15 protein-coding genes, 4 tRNA genes and 1 pseudogene are annotated in these 17,057 nt (G+C 61.4%); 6 read left to right on the top strand and 14 right to left on the bottom strand.

Going from position 1 to position 17,057, the window contains the following annotated elements; genetic code table 11:
- Positions 1 to 13: 13 nt before the first annotated feature.
- On the bottom strand, positions 14 to 781 hold the full coding sequence (locus ACIGKL_RS20985) for a hypothetical protein (RefSeq protein ID WP_397488360.1): 768 nt from the start codon (positions 779 to 781) through the stop codon (positions 14 to 16).
- 222 nt (positions 782 to 1,003) lie between these two features.
- On the opposite strand from ACIGKL_RS20985, the gene ACIGKL_RS20980 reads away from it, so the two are divergent.
- The 5 genes from ACIGKL_RS20980 (at position 1,004) to ACIGKL_RS20960 (ending at position 3,461) form a co-directional block, all read left to right on the top strand.
- Positions 1,004 to 1,079 (top strand) — tRNA-Glu (locus ACIGKL_RS20980).
- A 26-nt stretch (positions 1,080 to 1,105) separates the two neighbouring features.
- A tRNA-Gly gene (locus tag ACIGKL_RS20975) sits at positions 1,106 to 1,181 on the top strand.
- Between the two features lie 43 nt (positions 1,182 to 1,224).
- Positions 1,225 to 1,300 (top strand) — tRNA-Glu (locus tag ACIGKL_RS20970).
- A 21-nt stretch (positions 1,301 to 1,321) separates the two neighbouring features.
- A tRNA-Gly gene (locus ACIGKL_RS20965) sits at positions 1,322 to 1,397 on the top strand.
- A gap of 225 nt (positions 1,398 to 1,622) precedes the next feature.
- On the top strand, positions 1,623 to 3,461 hold the full coding sequence (locus ACIGKL_RS20960; protein WP_397488359.1) for a tyrosine-type recombinase/integrase: 1,839 nt from the start codon (positions 1,623 to 1,625) through the stop codon (positions 3,459 to 3,461).
- A gap of 159 nt (positions 3,462 to 3,620) precedes the next feature.
- On the opposite strand, the gene ACIGKL_RS20955 is transcribed toward ACIGKL_RS20960, so the two are convergent.
- Positions 3,621 to 4,100 carry a hypothetical protein gene (locus ACIGKL_RS20955; protein ID WP_397488358.1) on the bottom strand — a complete coding sequence of 160 codons (480 nt, stop codon included), beginning with the start codon at positions 4,098 to 4,100 and terminating at the stop codon, positions 3,621 to 3,623.
- Between the two features lie 432 nt (positions 4,101 to 4,532).
- On the opposite strand from ACIGKL_RS20955, the gene ACIGKL_RS20950 reads away from it, so the two are divergent.
- Positions 4,533 to 4,727, top strand: a complete 195-nt coding sequence (locus ACIGKL_RS20950; RefSeq protein WP_397488357.1) for a hypothetical protein — start codon at positions 4,533 to 4,535, stop codon at positions 4,725 to 4,727.
- A 56-nt stretch (positions 4,728 to 4,783) separates the two neighbouring features.
- Here ACIGKL_RS20950 and ACIGKL_RS20945 read toward each other — a convergent pair.
- The 12 genes and pseudogenes from ACIGKL_RS20945 to ACIGKL_RS20890 all read right to left on the bottom strand — a co-directional run.
- Positions 4,784 to 4,930: pseudogene (locus ACIGKL_RS20945) on the bottom strand (conjugal transfer nickase/helicase domain-containing protein); the annotation flags it as partial.
- A 126-nt stretch (positions 4,931 to 5,056) separates the two neighbouring features.
- Positions 5,057 to 6,493, bottom strand: a complete 1,437-nt coding sequence (locus ACIGKL_RS20940; protein ID WP_397488356.1) for an NAD(P)(+) transhydrogenase (Re/Si-specific) subunit beta — start codon at positions 6,491 to 6,493, stop codon at positions 5,057 to 5,059.
- 1 nt (position 6,494) lies between these two features.
- Positions 6,495 to 6,809 (bottom strand): NAD(P) transhydrogenase subunit alpha, encoded by a 315-nt coding sequence (locus ACIGKL_RS20935; protein ID WP_397488355.1) that lies wholly within the window; start codon positions 6,807 to 6,809, stop codon positions 6,495 to 6,497.
- 14 nt (positions 6,810 to 6,823) lie between these two features.
- The gene (locus ACIGKL_RS20930; protein ID WP_397488354.1) at positions 6,824 to 7,945 is read right to left on the bottom strand and encodes a Re/Si-specific NAD(P)(+) transhydrogenase subunit alpha; all 1,122 of its coding nucleotides are present in this window, start codon (positions 7,943 to 7,945) and stop codon (positions 6,824 to 6,826) included.
- A 112-nt stretch (positions 7,946 to 8,057) separates the two neighbouring features.
- Positions 8,058 to 8,987, bottom strand: a complete 930-nt coding sequence (locus tag ACIGKL_RS20925; protein WP_397488353.1) for an electron transfer flavoprotein subunit alpha/FixB family protein — start codon at positions 8,985 to 8,987, stop codon at positions 8,058 to 8,060.
- Positions 8,988 to 9,737: an electron transfer flavoprotein subunit beta/FixA family protein gene (locus ACIGKL_RS20920; RefSeq protein ID WP_397488352.1), complete on the bottom strand. Its 750-nt coding sequence runs from the start codon at positions 9,735 to 9,737 to the stop codon at positions 8,988 to 8,990.
- A gap of 28 nt (positions 9,738 to 9,765) precedes the next feature.
- The gene (locus tag ACIGKL_RS20915) at positions 9,766 to 10,917 is read right to left on the bottom strand and encodes an acyl-CoA dehydrogenase (RefSeq protein WP_397488351.1); all 1,152 of its coding nucleotides are present in this window, start codon (positions 10,915 to 10,917) and stop codon (positions 9,766 to 9,768) included.
- A gap of 30 nt (positions 10,918 to 10,947) precedes the next feature.
- Entirely contained in the window at positions 10,948 to 12,045 is a 1,098-nt protein-coding gene (locus ACIGKL_RS20910; protein WP_397488350.1) for an enoyl-CoA hydratase/isomerase family protein, read from the bottom strand.
- Positions 12,046 to 12,047: 2 nt separating this feature from the next.
- Complete coding sequence (gene mmsB, locus ACIGKL_RS20905; protein ID WP_397488349.1) at positions 12,048 to 12,941, bottom strand: 3-hydroxyisobutyrate dehydrogenase; 894 nt, start codon at positions 12,939 to 12,941, stop codon at positions 12,048 to 12,050.
- 28 nt (positions 12,942 to 12,969) lie between these two features.
- Positions 12,970 to 13,743: an enoyl-CoA hydratase gene (locus ACIGKL_RS20900; protein WP_397488348.1), complete on the bottom strand. Its 774-nt coding sequence runs from the start codon at positions 13,741 to 13,743 to the stop codon at positions 12,970 to 12,972.
- A 50-nt stretch (positions 13,744 to 13,793) separates the two neighbouring features.
- Positions 13,794 to 15,317, bottom strand: coding sequence for a CoA-acylating methylmalonate-semialdehyde dehydrogenase (locus ACIGKL_RS20895; protein ID WP_397488347.1), 1,524 nt, complete (start codon positions 15,315 to 15,317; stop codon positions 13,794 to 13,796).
- An 86-nt stretch (positions 15,318 to 15,403) separates the two neighbouring features.
- Complete coding sequence (locus ACIGKL_RS20890) at positions 15,404 to 17,047, bottom strand: electron transfer flavoprotein-ubiquinone oxidoreductase (protein WP_397488346.1); 1,644 nt, start codon at positions 17,045 to 17,047, stop codon at positions 15,404 to 15,406.
- Positions 17,048 to 17,057: the final 10 nt, after the last annotated feature.

The following is a 17,057-nucleotide window of genomic DNA, read 5'->3' as shown; positions in this document are numbered from 1 at the left end:
CGCTTGGCGGACGCTAGTCGTAGATATTCTTCTTCTTCCAGTCGTCGTCATCCAGGCTCTTCAACCCTTCGGTCAGCTCGCTGGGCGCATCGGCCGAGGGCTGCACCTTGTCCAGCACCAGGGCGTTGGCGCTCGCCAGTTGCTGCTCGAAGTGCTTGAGCTGGGTCTGGTACAGCGCCGGTTCCGGTTGTTTGCGCAGGTACTGCACGCCGCGCTCGAAGGCCAGGCGCGCCTGGCCGGGCTGGTTCTGTTGCAGGGCCTGCTGGCCGAGGTTGCCGAAGAACTCGATATGCAGCTGCACCAGCATCTGGCGGATCTGCTGGAGCCAGTGCTTGCCTTCATTGGCCGGTAGCAGACCGATCTGCGCCGAGCCGGTGATCAGGGCGTGCAGGTTTTCCAGAAGGTAACGCACGTCCTTGGCCTTGGCTTCGTTGAGGATGGGTTGCGGGGCGTTGTTCACCGGGATCGACTCGCCCCGGGCCACCAGCGCCTTGAGTTCGTCGATGCTGCCCTTGAGGCCGGCGTTGCCCTTGTCCAGCGGCAGCAGGCGTTCGCTCAGTTGCAGTTGCAGGCGGCTGAGCAGCAGTTTCAGCGCTGCGCTCATCAACTGGCCGGGCATCTTTTCCGAGACATCCAGGCAGCGGCGGATACGGTCGTTGAGATCGGCTTTCTGCCGGGCTTTTTCCAGCTTGCTGTTTTCGACCATGTGATTGACGTAGGCGATCACGATCAGCAGCGCGATGCCTCCGACTATCAGCAGGGTAATCACGAGTGGGGACACTGCTTGAACCTCTCGAGTGCTGGTTTTTCGTCCGAGTGTAGTGGCTTGGCTGCGAGGCTCCTAGTGCCACGTCAATTTATGGCCTGAAGTCTTTGATTTTGAAAAATTTTTAGAGAGAGGTTGACGACCTCCGAAAGCCTCCCTAGAATGCGCGCCACTTCCAGCGCAATGCTCGAAACAGAGCGAGGGAAGCCGGAAAAGCTGTTGTAAGTTCCGGGCTGCGTCCCCTTCGTCTAGTGGCCTAGGACACCGCCCTTTCACGGCGGTAACAGGGGTTCGAGTCCCCTAGGGGACGCCACTTTATTTATGAAGTGGGTTGTATTTGCGGGAATAGCTCAGTTGGTAGAGCACGACCTTGCCAAGGTCGGGGTCGCGAGTTCGAGTCTCGTTTCCCGCTCCAGATCTTGAAGTGACGCTCAGGCGGCGCTTCGCAAAGTTCCAAGGTCCCCTTCGTCTAGTGGCCTAGGACACCGCCCTTTCACGGCGGTAACAGGGGTTCGAGTCCCCTAGGGGACGCCATTTTAAGTACCAAGTTGTATTGCGGGAATAGCTCAGTTGGTAGAGCACGACCTTGCCAAGGTCGGGGTCGCGAGTTCGAGTCTCGTTTCCCGCTCCAGATTATGATCTATAGACGTCCACTGAAGTCTGTAATTCATTGAAATAAGGGCCGCAAGGCCTTTTTTTCGTTCCAGTGAAATCCACTGGAAACCACTCCAAGCCAGGACTTTTAAGTCCATTTTTAAGTCCATCTTTACGGGTGGTGTGGTTACCGGATTGTTGCTGGAGGAGCGTGGCCTGCGAGATAAGCATCTAGCCCTGACCCATGTTCAGGAGCTATACCATGGCACTCACAGACCTCTCCGTCCGGCGGGCCCGAACCACTGGCAAAGACTATACCCTCCCTGACTTCAATAGCCTCTCGCTGGCGGTTTCCGCCACGGGTGGCAAGTCCTGGCACTTCAGATACTACTGGGCTGCCAAACAGAAACGGATGTCCTTGGGCTCCTATCCGGAGGTCAGCCTTCGCGACGCGCGTGCGTTGCGTGATGAAGCCCGCGCTCTGTTAGCGAAGGGTATCAACCCCAAGATCGACCGCAAGCAGAAGCTGCGAGCTGTGCGTTTGGCGACGGAGCACAGTTTCAAGGCGGTCTATCTGCAGTGGCTCGCTCACCGCAGGCTTGAACTCAAGGAGGGGCGGCAGAGCACGCTCTCGCAGATCCAGCGCATCTTCGATAAAGACGTACTGCCTACCTTGGGCACCATGTCTGTCTATGACATCCGTCGTCTCGATCTACTAGCAGTGCTTGATCGTATCGAGCAGCGTAGGGCATTCACGACTGCGGAGAAGGTGCGCACCTGGTTCAAGCAGTTGTTCCGCTATGCCATGGTGAAAGTCGAAGGGTTGGTGGGCAATCCAGCATCGGATCTGGATGTAGTGGCTGTTCCCAAGCCGCCTGTGGCCAATAATCCCTTCTTGCGCCTACCTGAACTACCCGACCTGCTGCACAAGCTGCGCCGTTATAGGGGGCTGATTACCACGCAACTCGGTATTCGCCTGTTGTTACTGACGGGTGTGCGCACGGGTGAGCTGCGCTTGGCGACCCCTGATCAGTTCGATCTTGAGCGCGGTTTGTGGGTCATTCCTCCCGAGGTGGTCAAGCAACTGCAGGATGGCATGCGCAAGCGCGGGCAGCGCCCACAGGATATTCCGCCCTACATTGTGCCGTTATCGGTCCAAGCCATCGAGGTCGTTCGCTACCTGCTGGAGCAGGTCAAGCCTGCACAGCGTTACCTGTTGGCTCACCGTAGCGAACTCAAGAAACGCATCAGCGAGAACACGCTGAATGAAGCACTCAAGCGCATGGGCTACAAAGACCTGCTCACCGGTCATGGCATCCGTGGCACGCTCTCCACAGCGCTTAACGAAGTCGGATACCTCAAGATTTGGGTAGATGCCCAGCTCTCGCACGCAGACCCCAACAAGGTCAGTGCCACCTACAACCATGCCCTGTATGTGGAGCCCCGCCGGAAAATGATGCAGGACTGGGCTGATCGCCTCGATCTCTTGGAGCAGGGTGAGGTAGAGGCTGCGAGTGCGCACCTGACTATCCGCATTGATGGCGTGCCGATGTTGGACGAAGGTGCAGGGGTATCTGTGGATTTGATGGGATCAGGGGAGGCACCTTCAATCCCCCTGCCGCCGGTACTGGCGACGCCTGTCAAACGCCTGTCGGCAGTATCTGTGCCGCCTGAACTGGAGTTACCAGCACAGGTGGTGGTTTCGGACTTCCAGCGTGAGCGGATGGACATGCTCGAAACCTACGAGGCTCCCCACAATCTGCCGGTGACTCAGTTCGCCAGGCTGGCAGGCAAATCCCGCGACCAGATCAATCGGGAGATCAAGGCTGGCAAGCTGCTGACGCTGAGCATGGGCAACCGTGGTCAGCGGATTCCAGAATGGCAACTTGATCCACTCAAGAGCGAGCTGGTGCAGGCGGTGTTACAGCAGGTGAAGGACATCGATTCGTGGCAGCTTTACCGCTCGCTATTGCAGTCCCGCGAAGCGTTGGGTGGGCAGTCCGCCATCGACGCTATCTCGCCCACCAATCTCCATGAGGTGGCCAGAATGGTTGGCGGTGATCTCACAAGCGGTGAGGCGTGTGTCGGGGAGGTGGCGTAGTTGCCCGGCATGCAGGGCCGATCCGACGGAGTGTCCCTGCATGCCGGGTGCGGGAATGTAGCTATATGGCCATGTATTGATCAATCAGAGGACGCAGTTCGTGACTGCGTTCCCCATGGACCTAAACCTCTTCGCTGATCAGTCGTGATAAGCGCCCGTTCACTGGGGCGCGGGACAGCTTTTAGCCGCGTTCTGGAGTGCCTTGGCGTAGTCCACATAGGTTGCCGGGTCGTAAGGCTCGACAGTTATCTTGAAACTCGACTCGCCCCGGTAGCCAAGCCTTTGCCGAACTTTCAATGCCCACTGCCGGCCATCATGCTTGGCGAGCAAATCAAAAACGTGTGAGTTGAGATCGCTAGATTCATTCAGACTTGAGTAGCGATAACGTAGGTTTCTGTACCAGCCGTCAATTCCGGTCACAGCTCTGATCGCCGCCTTTGCCTGCTCTCTGTCGGCATCTTTCACCGAGTACATATCGCCAATAGCAAGCCTGCCGGTTCCTTCAAGCTCCGATATAGGCGCTGCCAGTGGCTCGCGGCTGATCAGGCGCGAGTTGTTGCAGTCGAACACCCATTTACCGGTCTTCACAAAATCGTCTGCATAGACAACCACGCCATTGCCAAAGTCTTGCTTATACAATTGGAATCATGCCATTCCTTGGTATTGGTAATTCTGACCTTGCGATGCTAACCGAACGAAATTGTGCAATATCTTGCGCAGTTGGCCTCTAGCCCAGGAGTGGTGCGGTTTAGAAAATTTTCATGGCATCCAGAAATGGATGAGGTTCTTTTCACAATTGCTTCGGTGTTTACTGAAAATCTCGGCTGCGCACATTCAGGTCGGGCAGCAGTGGAGTTAGGTCGCTCAACTGCAGCGCTGCCCAACTTGTGGCAGATACTGAGAGCAATCTGAAGAATCTACGGCAGCAGGTCGATTCAACTTCTGTCCCCGGACAATTAACTTAGAAGGTCTGGCCATCACCCTGTTTGCGATCCATTTCAGGGACTTTCGTAGTGCATCGATGGCGGTAGTGGCAGTAAACTGCAGGCGTTATTTACCTTAGATCCTTTCATGACTCTCTCTGATGCCACGCTCGCGTTGTTGTTGTCGGCGCGGATACATGGAACCGATGCCGCAGTCAGGGCGACGGCGAAGCGTTGCGTGAAATTGTTGCCGCGCAGCAAACGCGACCTGCTTTACAAGGTGATCGAGAGTCGGAGCCCGCTCGAGTTTGTGGATCTCATGGCCTGTGGCCTTGATCTGTAACTGCCTGAAACTGATATCTCTAGATCCACGTTCCCAGAGCGCGAATTACTGTGGTGCTAATAGGGGTTATTTGGTGGCAGGACGTCGAATAGATGTCTCGAGGTAGTCAGCAAATAGCCATGCAGCCGCCGCGACTTATGCGGCCCCGTCACCTAACACGTCCAGATGTTCAGGCCGTTGTCTTGCTTGCGGTGTAGTTGCAGCGTTTACAGGGCTAGGGCGCATCTTCGGTAGAATAGCGCCCGGCTGGCTCCTTGAACGCCGTACTTCTCGCTTCCAGAACCTGGGGCCCCCGGATGAACAATCTACCGAGAGCTCATAATCAGGGGTTAGTCGACGGCCTTGACCATATCCTCGATGACCTTCTTGGCGTCGCCGAAGACCATCATGGTCTTGTCCAGGTAGAACAGTTCGTTGTCCAGGCCGGCGTAGCCGCTGGCCATCGAGCGCTTGTTGACGATCACGGTCTTGGCCTTGTAGGCCTCGAGGATCGGCATGCCGGCGATCGGCGACTTCGGGTCGTTCTTCGCCGCCGGGTTGACCACGTCGTTGGCGCCGAGCACCAGCACCACGTCGGCCTGGCCGAACTCGGAGTTGATGTCTTCCATCTCGAACACCTGCTCGTACGGCACTTCGGCCTCGGCCAGCAGGACGTTCATGTGGCCCGGCATACGCCCGGCAACCGGGTGGATCGCGTACTTCACGGTCACCCCGCGATGGCTCAGCTTCTCGGCCAGTTCCATCAGCGCGTGCTGGGCACGGGCCACCGCCAGGCCGTAGCCCGGGACGATGATCACGGTGTCGGCGTTGGTCAGCAGGAAGGCGGCGTCGTCGCTCGAGCCGGATTTCACCGGACGGGCTTCCTTGGCGCCAGCCGGGCCGGCGTCTTCAGCCGCGCCACCGAAACCACCGAGGATGACGTTGAAGAACGAGCGGTTCATCGCCTTGCACATGATGTAGGAGAGGATCGCGCCCGAAGAACCCACCAGGGAACCGGCGATGATCAGCATCGAGTTGTTCAGCGAGAAGCCGATACCGGCCGCCGCCCAGCCCGAGTAGCTGTTGAGCATCGACACCACGACCGGCATGTCCGCGCCGCCGATCGGGATGATGATCAGCACGCCGATGATGAAGGCCAGGGCCACCAGCAGGGCGAAGGCGCGGATGTCACCGGTGAGGGTGAAATACAGGCCGAGGCCGATGATGGCCAGGCCTACCACCAGGTTGACCAGGTGCTGGCCCTTGAACTGCACGGGCGCGCCCTGGAACAGGCGGAACTTGTACTTGCCCGAGAGCTTGCCGAAGGCGATCACCGAACCGGAGAAGGTGATGGCGCCGATGGCCGCACCGAGGAACAGCTCCAGGCGGTTGCCGGCCGGGATCGCATCGCCCAGGGCGGCGACGATGCCCAGCGATTGCGGCTCGACGACGGCGGCGATGGCGATGAACACCGCGGCCAGGCCGATCATGCTGTGCATGAAGGCGACCAGTTCCGGCATCTTGGTCATCTCGACGCGCTTGGCCATGATCGAACCGGCGGTACCACCGACCAGCAGGCCGACGATGACGTAGCCGATGCCTTGCAGGGCCAGTTCGCTGCCGAGCTTGTGGATCAGGCCCAGGGTGGTCAGTACGGCGATGGCCATGCCGATCATGCCGAAGGCGTTGCCACGACGGGAGGTGGTCGGGTGCGACAGACCCTTGAGTGCCTGGATGAAGCAGATCGAGGCAACGAGGTAGAGAACAGTGATCAGGTTCATGCTCATGTTAGTGCTTCTCCACCGAAGCCTTCGGGGCCTTCTTCTTGAACATTTCCAGCATGCGTCGGGTGACCAGGAAGCCACCGAACACGTTGACCGCGGCCAGGGCCACGGCCAGGGTGCCCATGGCCTTGCCCAGCGGGGTCACGGTCAGGGCGGCGGCCAGCATGGCGCCAACGATGACGATCGCGGAAATCGCGTTGGTCACCGCCATCAGCGGGGTGTGCAGGGCCGGGGTGACGTTCCATACCACGTGGTAACCCACGTAGATGGCCAGTGCGAAGATGATCAGGTTGTAGATGCCGTCGGAAATCATATCCATGTCCGGTACTCCCCTTAGCCGTTGGTGCGGACGACTTGACCGTCGCGGCACATCAGGCACGCGGCGACGATGTCGTCTTCGAGGTTGAGGTGGAACTTGCCTTCGCTGTCGATGACCAGCTTGAGGAAGTCGAGCAGGTTGCGCGCATACAGGGCCGAGGCGTCTGCCGGCACCAGGGCCGCCAGGTTGCTGTGGCCGACGATGGTCACGCCGTGCTTGACCACCACCTGCTCGGCTTCGGTCAGCGGGCAGTTGCCGCCTTGTGCCGCGGCGAGGTCGATGACCACCGAGCCCGGCTTCATCTCGGCGACGGTCGCTTCATGCAGCAGGGTCGGCGCCTTGCGGCCCGGGATCAGCGCGGTGGTGATGACGATGTCGGCCTGCTTGGCCTTCTCGTGCACCGCCTTGGCCTGGCGCTCCATCCACGAGGCCGGCATCGGCCGGGCGTAACCGCCGACACCCTGGGCGCACTCGCGCTCTTCGTCGGTCTCGAACGGCACGTCGACGAACTTGGCGCCGAGCGACTCGATCTGTTCTTTAACCGCCGGACGCACGTCGGAGGCTTCGATCACCGCACCCAGGCGCTTGGCCGTGGCGATGGCCTGCAGGCCGGCGACACCGGCGCCGAGGATCAGCACGCGGGCAGCCTTCACGGTACCGGCGGCGGTCATCAGCATCGGCATGAAGCGCGGATAGTGGTGGGCGGCCAGCAGCACGGCCTTGTAGCCGGCGATGTTGGCCTGCGACGACAGCACGTCCAGGCTCTGCGCACGGGAGGTACGCGGCGCGGCCTCCAGAGCGAAGGCGGTGACGCCACGGGCATTCATGCGCGCGATGGTGTCGTTGCTGAACGGGTTGAGCATGCCCACCAGCACGGCGCCGGTCTGCATATGGGCCAGTTCGGCCTCGCTCGGGGCGAGCACTTTCAGCACCAGGTCGGCAGCGAAGGCGGCGGCCTCGTTGCCGATGCTGGCGCCGACAGTTTCATAAGCGCTGTCCGGGATGCTGGCGCTGACGCCCGCACCGCTCTGCACGGTGACCTGGTGGCCCTGGCCGATCAGCTTCTTGATGGTTTCGGGAGTCGCGGCAACCCGCGTCTCACCGGCATGAGTCTCGAGAGGAACACCGATGTGCACTTGTTGTTCTCCGGTGAAGTCTGCCTAGGCAAACCGCTTCCCGCGGATGAGCAAAAACGCATCCGCTGGGAAGGTTGGGGACTTGTGCCTGGCTACTCCACCAGGCCTTGTTTCAGAGGGCTTGTTCCAGTTCCGGAACGAGTTCGAAGAGGTCGCCTACCAGGCCATAGTCGGCCACCTGGAAGATCGGCGCCTCCTCGTCCTTGTTGATCGCCACGATCACCTTGGAGTCCTTCATACCGGCCAGGTGCTGGATCGCGCCGGAGATACCGACGGCGATGTACAGCTGCGGTGCAACGATCTTGCCGGTCTGGCCGACCTGCATGTCGTTCGGCACGAAACCGGCATCGACCGCGGCTCGCGAGGCACCGACAGCAGCGCCCAGCTTGTCGGCCAGGGCGTAGAGGATCTTGAAGTTGTCACCGTTCTGCATGCCGCGACCGCCGGAAACGACGATCTTGGCAGCGGTCAGCTCGGGACGATCGGACTTGGCCAGTTCCTCACCCACGAAGGCGGACTTGCCCGCATCGGTCGGGCCACTGACGGCTTCAACGGCAGCGGAACCACCTTCGGCGGCAACCGGGTCGAAACCGGTGGCACGCACGGTGATGACCTTGACCGCAGCCGAGGACTGCACGGTAGCGATGGCGTTACCGGCATAGATCGGGCGCTTGAAGGTATCGGCACTCTCGACGGCGATGATCTCGGAGATCTGGTCGACGTCCAACTGAGCGGCTACGCGCGGCAGGATGTTCTTGCCGTTGCTGGTGGCGGCAGCCAGGATGTGGCTGTAACCCTTGCCCAGCTCGGCTACCAGCGGCGCGACGTTTTCCGGCAGTTGGTTGGCATAGGCCGCGTTGTCGGCGACCAGCACCTTGCTGACACCGGCGATCTTGGCGGCGGCTTCAGCAACGGTACCCGCGTTCTGGCCAGCGACCAGGACGTGAATGTCGCCACCGATCTTCGCGGCAGCGGCAACGGTGTTCAGGGTGGCAGGCGCCAAAGCGGCATTGGTGTGTTCAGCGATAACCAGGATAGTCATTTAGATTACCTTCGCCTCGTTCTTCAGTTTCTCGACCAGTTCAGCCACGGACTTGACCTTGATGCCGGCGCTGCGGGCAGCAGGCGCTTCGACTTTCAGGGTCTTGACGGTGGAGGCGGTGGAAACGCCCAGCGCGTCCGGAGTCACAGTCTCCAGCGGCTTCTTCTTGGCCTTCATGATGTTCGGCAGCGACGCGTAACGCGGCTCGTTCAGGCGCAGGTCGGTGGTCACGATGGCCGGCAGGCTGAGTTCGACGGTTTGCGAACCGCCATCGATCTCACGGGCAACCTGAACCTTGTCACCGGACACTTCGACCTTGGAGGCGAAGGTGCCCTGGGCGTAGCCGCAAAGCGCCGCCAGCATCTGGCCGGTCTGGTTGTTGTCGCTGTCGATAGCCTGCTTGCCGAGGATCACCAGTTGTGGCTGTTCCTTATCGACAACGGCCTTGAGCAGCTTGGCAACCGCCAGGGAATTCAGCTCGTCGGCGGACTCGACCAGGATGGCACGGTCGGCGCCCAGGGCCAGGGCGGTGCGTAGTTGTTCCTGGGCAGCGGCCGGGCCGACGGTAACGGCGACGATCTCGGTGGCGACGCCCTTTTCCTTCAGGCGTACGGCTTCTTCCACGGCGATTTCGCAGAAGGGGTTCATGGACATCTTGACGTTGGCGAGGTCGACGCCGGAGTTGTCCGCTTTGACGCGAACCTTGACGTTGTAGTCGACCACTCGTTTGATCGGAACCAGTACTTTCATGGGGTTCTCTCTTCGGGCAATAAAAAGGTTAGAGGTCGTAGTGGGCCAGTTCGCGGGCGATCAGCAGGCGCTGGATTTCGCTGGAGCCTTCGTAGATCTGGGTGATGCGGGCGTCGCGGTAGTATTTTTCCACCGGGTAGTCCTCCAGGTAGCCGTAGCCGCCGTGGATCTGCACGGCGTGGGAGCAGACGCGCTCGGCCATTTCCGAGGCGAACAGCTTGGCTTGCGAGGCTTCCGACAGGCAGGGCAGGCCGGCACTCTTCAGCCGAGCCGCGTGGAGGACCAGTAGGCGTGTGGCGTTGAGCCGGGTGTGCATGTCGGCGAGCATGTTGGCCACGCTTTGGTGCTCGATGATCGGCTTGCCGAACTGGATGCGTTCGCGGGCATAGCCGAGGGCTGCTTCGAACGCCGCACGGGCGATGCCCAGGGCCTGAGCGGCTATGCCGATACGGCCGCCTTCGAGATTGGACAGGGCGATGGCTAGGCCCTTGCCGCGCTCGCCGAGCAGGTTGGCCTCAGGGATCACACAGTCGTTCAGGGTTACCGCACAGGTGTCGGAAGCCTTGATACCCATCTTGTGTTCGCTGCGGTCGACCACGAAACCGGGGTTGTCGGTGGGCACCAGGAATGCCGACAGGCCCTTCTTGCCCAGTTCCGGGTCGGTAACGGCAAAGACGATGGCCAGTTGCGCGCGCCTGCCGTTGCTGACGAACTGCTTGGCGCCGTTGAGCACCCAGTGCTCGCCGTCCAGCACCGCGCGGGTGCGCAGGTTGTGCGCCTCGGAGCCGGCGTGTGGTTCGGTCAGGCAGAAGCAGCCAATGGCCTGACCGCTGGCTAGGCTGGGCAGCCACCGTTCCTTCTGCTTCTGGCTGCCGTAGCGCAGGATCGGTCCGCAGCCCACCGAGTTGTGGATGCTCATCAGCGCGCCGGTGGCACCGTCGCCGGCGGAGACTTCTTCCACCGCCAGGGCGTAGGCCACGTAGTCGATGTAGGAGCCGCCCCATTCCTCGGGAACCACCATGCCAAGCAGGCCCAGCTCGCCCATCTGTGTAACCAGGGTGTCATCGATCCAGCCGGCTTTTTCCCAGGACTGGGCCTTGGGCGCGATCTCGCGGCGGGCGAAATCGCGGGCCATGTCGCGGATCATGCGTTGTTCTTCGCTCAATTCGAGGTCATGCATTGGGGGCTCTCTTGTACCTGTGGCATCCGTTCATGCGGAAACGCTGCTGTCGCGGGGCTTGCCCCTGACAAGCCGGAATCCGGCGAAGAATGCCTGCACCCGCTCGGGGACAAGTTCTGCCAGAGTGGACGGGTTCCAGTGCGGCGTCTTGTCCTTGTCGACGATCAGTGCGCGCACGCCTTCCATGATGTCGCCCTTGGCAAACCATTGGCGATCCAGATGCAGTTCCAGCTCGAAGCATTCGCCCAGCGCCATGGCGCGGCCTCGACGCAGCAATTCCAGGGTGACCCCCATGGCCAGCGGAGAACGACTGTCGATCAGCTTGACGGTTTCTTCAGCCCAGTCCTGATATTCCGGGCGGCTTTCCGCCATAAGCGAGGCGCGGATCGCCGGCAGGTCGGGCAGGGCGAAGTACTCGTCGATGGCTGGACGCAGCGCCTTGAGTTCGGCCCCCGGAAGCCTGTTGCTGGCCAGGGTGGAGAGGAGGTCACGCAGGTCTTCGTGTGGATGACTGGTCCAGTCTATCCGCTCAAGGCCTTGATCAAACTCGGCGATCCGTTCGCTGGGCAGGCACCAGTCGGCCAGACGAGCGTAAAGTGCGTCAGCAGCACGAACCTGACTGCCGGTAATACCGAGGTAGAGGCCCAGCTCACCTGGCAGACGCGGAAGGAAATAGCTACCGCCGACGTCCGGGAAATAGCCGATGCCGGTTTCCGGCATGCCCATCTTCACCCGCTCGGTGACCACCCGTAGTGCCGCACCCTGGACCAGGCCCATGCCGCCGCCGAGGACGAAGCCGTCCATCAGTGCGACGATGGGTTTGGGGTAGCCGTGTATGTACTGGTCGAGGGCGTATTCTTCCTCGAAGAAGATGCGGTGCAGGTCGTCTCCGGCCCGGTAGCTGTCATACAGCGCGCGGATATCACCTCCGGCGCAGAAGGCCTTTTCGCCGTTGGCGCGCAGCACCACGGCGAGGATCGCGGGGTCGTCCTCCCAGACCTGTAGCTGTTGCCACATGATCCTGATCATCGGCAGGGTCAGGGCATTCAGGCCGGTCGGGCGGTTCAGCGTCAGATGGCCGACTCGGTTGCGTACTTCGGCCAATACGGGCGCTTCGGCGTCGCTCATGCTCAGGCCTCCTGCTTGCGATACAGGTTGATGATGGCGGAGAAGTCCAAGGTGCCGTTCCCTTGCTGGCTGAGGCTCTGGTAAAGCTGCTGAGCCACCGCACCGAGCAGCACCGGCTGGCGAGCCTGTTTGGCCGCCTCGGTGGCGAGACCCAGATCCTTGAGCATCAGATTGGTACCGAAACCACCGCTGTAGCCGCGCGCAGATGGCACATTGTCCATCACGCCGGGAAAGGGATTGTAGGTATCCGAGCTCCAGCAGCGGCCGCTGGAGGTGTTGATCACTCCGGCCAGCACGCTGGCATCCATACCCAGCGCAACGCCGAGGGCCATGGCCTCGGCGACGCCGATCATCGAGATGCCGAGCAGCATGTTGTTGGCAACCTTGGCCACCTGGCCATTACCGGTGCCGCCGCAGTGGACGATGTTCTTGCCCATGGCGGCAAGGATTAGCTGGGCACGCTCGAAGGCGCTTGGAGCGCCGCCGACCATGAAGGTCAGGGTACCGGCCGATGCGCCACCGGTGCCGCCGGACACCGGCGCATCGAGCATCGGGTTGCCTTGGGCGAGGGCGGCCTTGGCCACTTCGCGGGCACTGTGCGGATCAATGGTCGAGGAGTCGATCAGCAGCACATCGGGACGGACGTTGGCCAGCAGGCCATCGGCACCGAGGTAGACTCCCTTCACATGAGGGGCTGCCGGCAGCATGGTGATGATTACCTCGACATCGGTTTGCGCCAGCGCGGCGGGAGAGGCGACGGCTGTGGCGCCAGCCTCGACCAGACCGGCGACGGCAGCGGCGGACAGGTCGAACACGCTCAGCCTGTGGCCGGCCTTGAGCAGGTTGCAGGCCATGGGCGCGCCCATGTTGCCGAGACCGAGAAAACCGATATGCATGGTGGAGACCTCTTGCTCATGTGGGGTTTCAGTGGTGCTGGAACTGCGCCGGGCGTTTCTCGACGAAAGCGGCCATGCCTTCCTTCTGGTCGGTCGTGGCGAACAATGCATGGAACGCGCGGCGTTCGAAGCGTAGACCTTCGCTTAGGCTGCCCTCGAAGGCGCGGTTGACGCACTCCTTGACCAGCATGGTGGCCGGTAGAGATTTGGCGGCGATACCCTGGGCGACCTTGAGTGTTTCCTCCAGCAGGCTGTCCAGCGGCAGGACGCGCGCCACCAAGCCGGCGCGCTCGGCTTCCTGAGCGTCCATCTGGCGTCCGGTCAGGCACAGTTCCATGGCCTTGGCTTTGCCCAGGGCCTGGGTCAGCCGTTGGGTACCGCCAAGAGCCGGTAGTACGCCGAGACCGAGCTCCGGTAGGCCGAAACGGGCATTGTCGGCGGCGTAGATGAAGTCGCACATCAGCGCCAGTTCGCAACCACCGCCCAGGGCATAGCCGGCCACTGCAGCGATGATCGGCTTGCGCCGGTTGCCGATGCGGTCGGCGGCGGCGAAGAAGTCGTCCAAGTAGATCTGCGGGAAGCTCAGATCGGCCATTTCCTTGATGTCTGCGCCGGCGGCGAACGCTTTTGCCGAACCTGTGATGACGATGCAGCCGATGGCCGGATCTTGTTCAAAATGATCCAGCGCTTTGTTCAGTTTGCTGATCAGTTGTTCGTTCAGCGCGTTGAGCGCCTTGGGACGATTGAGTGTGATCACTCCCACACGTCCTTGAGTGTCGAGCAACAGAGTTTCATGTTCCATGGCAATACCTCCTGCGCAATAACCGACGCAATGGCGCCGGCCCGACTGGGTCATTTCAGGGTGATGGTGGTGTTCACCGGGCTGTCGACTTCGTCCTCGTCGAACCAGCGCTGGGTGACGGTCTTGGTCTGGGTGTAGAACAGGATCACCTGCTTGCCGTAGGGACCGAGGTCACCCAGCTTGGATGCACGCGCGCCGGAGAAGGAGAACAGCGGCACCGGTACCGGGATCGGCACGTTGATGCCCACCTGGCCGACATCAATCTCTTCTTGGAAGTGGCGGGCGGCGGCACCGGAACGGGTGAAGATGGCGGTACCGTTGCCGTTGGGGTTGCTGTTGATCAGCTTGATGGCGTCGTCCAGGGTCGCCGCATTGAGGATGCACAGCACCGGGCCGAAGATTTCTTCGCGGTAGATGGTCATCTCGGTGGTGACGTCGGTGAAGATGGTCGGGCCGACGAAGTTGCCTTTCTCGTAGCCGGCGACCTGCGGGTTGCGGCCGTCGAGCACCAGGCGTGCGCCTTCCGATTCGCCCTTGGCGATCAGGCCGCTGATGCGATCCAGCGCGGCGCAGGACACTACCGGGCCGATGTCCGCACCGGCTTCGGTGCCGCCGCTGATTTTCAGGGTCTTGGTCTTTTCGACCAGCTCCGGCAGCCACTGTTGAGCTTCACCGACCAGGATCACCACCGGCAGCGCCATGCAGCGCTGGCCGGCGGCGCCGAACGAGGCGCCGAGCAGGTTGTTGAGGGTCTGCTGCTTGTTGGCGTCGGGCAGGACGATGGCGTGGTTCTTCGCGCCCATCATGCATTGCGCGCGCTTGCCGTTTTGCGTGGCGCGGTTGTAGACGTGGGTGCCGACCTTGGTCGAACCGACGAAGGACACCGCCTTGATGTCCGGGTGATCGCAGATCAGGTTGACCGCGTCTACCCCGCCGTGGATGACGTTGAGCACGCCCGGCGGCACGCCAGCTTCCAGGGCCAGTTCTACCAGGCGCATGGTTACCATCGGGTCCTGTTCGGAGGGCTTGAGGACGAAGGTGTTGCCGGTGGCGATGGCCATCGGGAACATCCACAGCGGGATCATCGCCGGGAAGTTGAACGGGGTGATGCCGGCGCACACGCCCAGCGGTTGCAGCAGGGTGTAGGTGTCGACGCCGTTGGCTACGTTGTTGGCCAACTCGCCCAGTTGCAGGTTGCCGATGCTGGCCGCATGTTCGACCACTTCCAGGCCACGGAACACGTCACCTTCAGCATCCGGCAGGGTCTTGCCTTGCTCGGCGGTGAGGATGGCGGCAAGCTCCTTGATGTTTTCACGGATCAGTTGCTGGTACTTGAGGAATATCCGTGCGCGGGCACCGATCGGGGTCTTGCGCCAGGTCTTGAAGGCTTCCTTGGCGCTGGCCACGGCGGCGTTCATTTCCTCGGTGGTGGCGAAGGGCACGCGGGCAAGAACTTCCTGGGTGGCCGGGTTGACGACGTCGCGCCACTGGTCGGTCTTCGATTCAACGAACTCGCCGTTGATCAGCAGCTTGACGGCAGGGATGGCGCTTTGTTGGGAGGTTTGGACTGTCATTGTGGACACCAGACTTTAAGTGCTAATGAGAGGAACGCTCTCGACGCCCGGGCATCGAGTCGCATGTTTAATCACAGGCCAGGCTGTCACAGGCCTTGATAGATCGGACCTTCGCCACCCTGGGGAGTCACCCAGTCGATGTTCTGGGTCGGATCTTTGATATCGCAGGTCTTACAATGCACGCAGTTCTGCGCGTTGATCTGCAGCCGGGGGGCGTTGGCTTCCTCATCCCGGACGATCTCGTACACTCCGGCCGGGCAGTAGCGCTGCTCGGGGGCGTCGTAGATAGCCAGGTTCACCGTAATCGGTACGGCCTGATCCTTCAGGGTCAGATGGCAAGGCTGCTCTTCTTCGTGGTTGGTATTCGACAGGAACACCGACGAGAGACGGTCGAAGCTGATCTTGCCATCCGGCTTGGGGTAGTCGATTTTTGGGCAGTCAGCGGCAGGTTTGAGTTTGTCGTGATCGGCGCTGTTGTGCAGTGTCCACGGTGCTTTACCGCCGAAGAGCTTCTGGTCGATACCGAAAAGCAGCGAGCCCAACCATAGGCCGCGTTTCATATAGGGTTTGAAGTTGCGTGTCTTGTGCAACTCCGCGTACAGCCAGGACTCTCGAAAAGCCACTGGGAAGGACGTGAGCGTGTCGCGCTGGCGCCCGGCGACCAGGGCGTCGAAGGTGGCCTCGGCGGCGAGCATGCCGGACTTGATCGCGGCATGGCTGCCTTTGATCCGCGCGGCGTTGAGGAAGCCGGCGTCGTCACCGATCAGCGCGCCACCGGGAAAGACCAGACGAGGCTGGCTCTGCAAGCCGCCAGCGGTGATGGCGCGGGCACCGTAGGCGAGGCGTTTGCCGCCTTCGAGATACGTCCGTATCTCCGGGTGCGTCTTGTAGCGTTGGAACTCTTCGAACGGCGACAGGTGAGGGTTGGTGTAGTTGAGGCCGACCACGTAGCCGACCGAGACCAGATTGTCTTCCAGGTGATAGACGAAGCCTCCCCCGTAAGTGCTGCTGTCCATCGGCCAGCCGGCGGTGTGTACCACCAGGCCGGGGTGGTGGTTCTCGACCGGTACTTCCCACAGTTCCTTGATACCGATGCCGTAGGTCTGTGGATCGACCCCGTCGCGCAGGTTGTATCTGGCCTCGAGTCGCTTGCCGAGATGGCCTCGGCAGCCTTCGGCGAACAGCGTGTATTTGGCGTGCAACTCCATGCCTAGCTGGTGGTTGGGACCTGGCTTGCCTGCTCGGGTAAGTCCCATGTCGCCAGTGACTACGCCCTTCACCGCCCCCGATTCGTCGTACAGGATCTCGTTGGCGGCGAAGCCGGGATAGATTTCCACACCCAGTGCTTCGGCCTGCTCGCCCAGCCACCTGGCGACGTTGCCCAGGCGGACGATGTAGTTGCCGTGGTTGATGAAACACTCCGGCAGCAGGTTGTTCGGGATGGTGGTACCTCCGCTCTCGCTAAGAAAGACAACACGGTCTGCGGTGACGGCGGTATCGAGTGGTGCGCCGCGCTCCTTCCAATCGGGAAAGAGTTCGGTCAACGCCCGTGGGTCCATCACCGCGCCGGACAGGATATGGGCACCAATTTCTCCACCTTTTTCGATCAGGCACACCGAAACGTCGTGGTTGTTTTTGGCAGCGAGTTGCTTCACGCGTATCGCCGCTGCCAATCCGGCCGGTCCACCGCCCACGATCAGCACGTCAAACACCATGAATTCTCGCTCCATTTCCCCTCCT

The sequence above is a fragment of the Pseudomonas sp. NPDC077186 genome (assembly GCF_044543505.1).
In the GTDB taxonomy this organism is placed as follows: domain Bacteria; phylum Pseudomonadota; class Gammaproteobacteria; order Pseudomonadales; family Pseudomonadaceae; genus Aquipseudomonas.
The sequence above is the reverse complement of the archived record's forward strand: the minus strand, read 5'-3'. Positions and strand labels throughout refer to the sequence as shown.

Coding starts and splice junctions, on each gene's coding strand:
- ACIGKL_RS20960 (WP_397488359.1), top strand. CDS start 1,623: ATGGCACTCACAGACCTCTCCGTCCGGCGGGCCCGAACCACTGGCAAA.
- ACIGKL_RS20950 (WP_397488357.1), top strand. CDS start 4,533: ATGACTCTCTCTGATGCCACGCTCGCGTTGTTGTTGTCGGCGCGGATA.
- ACIGKL_RS20940 (WP_397488356.1), bottom strand. CDS start 6,493: ATGAGCATGAACCTGATCACTGTTCTCTACCTCGTTGCCTCGATCTGC.
- ACIGKL_RS20935 (WP_397488355.1), bottom strand. CDS start 6,809: ATGGATATGATTTCCGACGGCATCTACAACCTGATCATCTTCGCACTG.
- ACIGKL_RS20925 (WP_397488353.1), bottom strand. CDS start 8,987: ATGACTATCCTGGTTATCGCTGAACACACCAATGCCGCTTTGGCGCCT.
- ACIGKL_RS20920 (WP_397488352.1), bottom strand. CDS start 9,737: ATGAAAGTACTGGTTCCGATCAAACGAGTGGTCGACTACAACGTCAAG.
- ACIGKL_RS20915 (WP_397488351.1), bottom strand. CDS start 10,917: ATGCATGACCTCGAATTGAGCGAAGAACAACGCATGATCCGCGACATG.
- ACIGKL_RS20910 (WP_397488350.1), bottom strand. CDS start 12,045: ATGAGCGACGCCGAAGCGCCCGTATTGGCCGAAGTACGCAACCGAGTC.
- mmsB (WP_397488349.1), bottom strand. CDS start 12,941: ATGCATATCGGTTTTCTCGGTCTCGGCAACATGGGCGCGCCCATGGCC.
- ACIGKL_RS20900 (WP_397488348.1), bottom strand. CDS start 13,743: ATGGAACATGAAACTCTGTTGCTCGACACTCAAGGACGTGTGGGAGTG.
- ACIGKL_RS20895 (WP_397488347.1), bottom strand. CDS start 15,317: ATGACAGTCCAAACCTCCCAACAAAGCGCCATCCCTGCCGTCAAGCTG.
- ACIGKL_RS20890 (WP_397488346.1), bottom strand. CDS start 17,047: ATGGAGCGAGAATTCATGGTGTTTGACGTGCTGATCGTGGGCGGTGGA.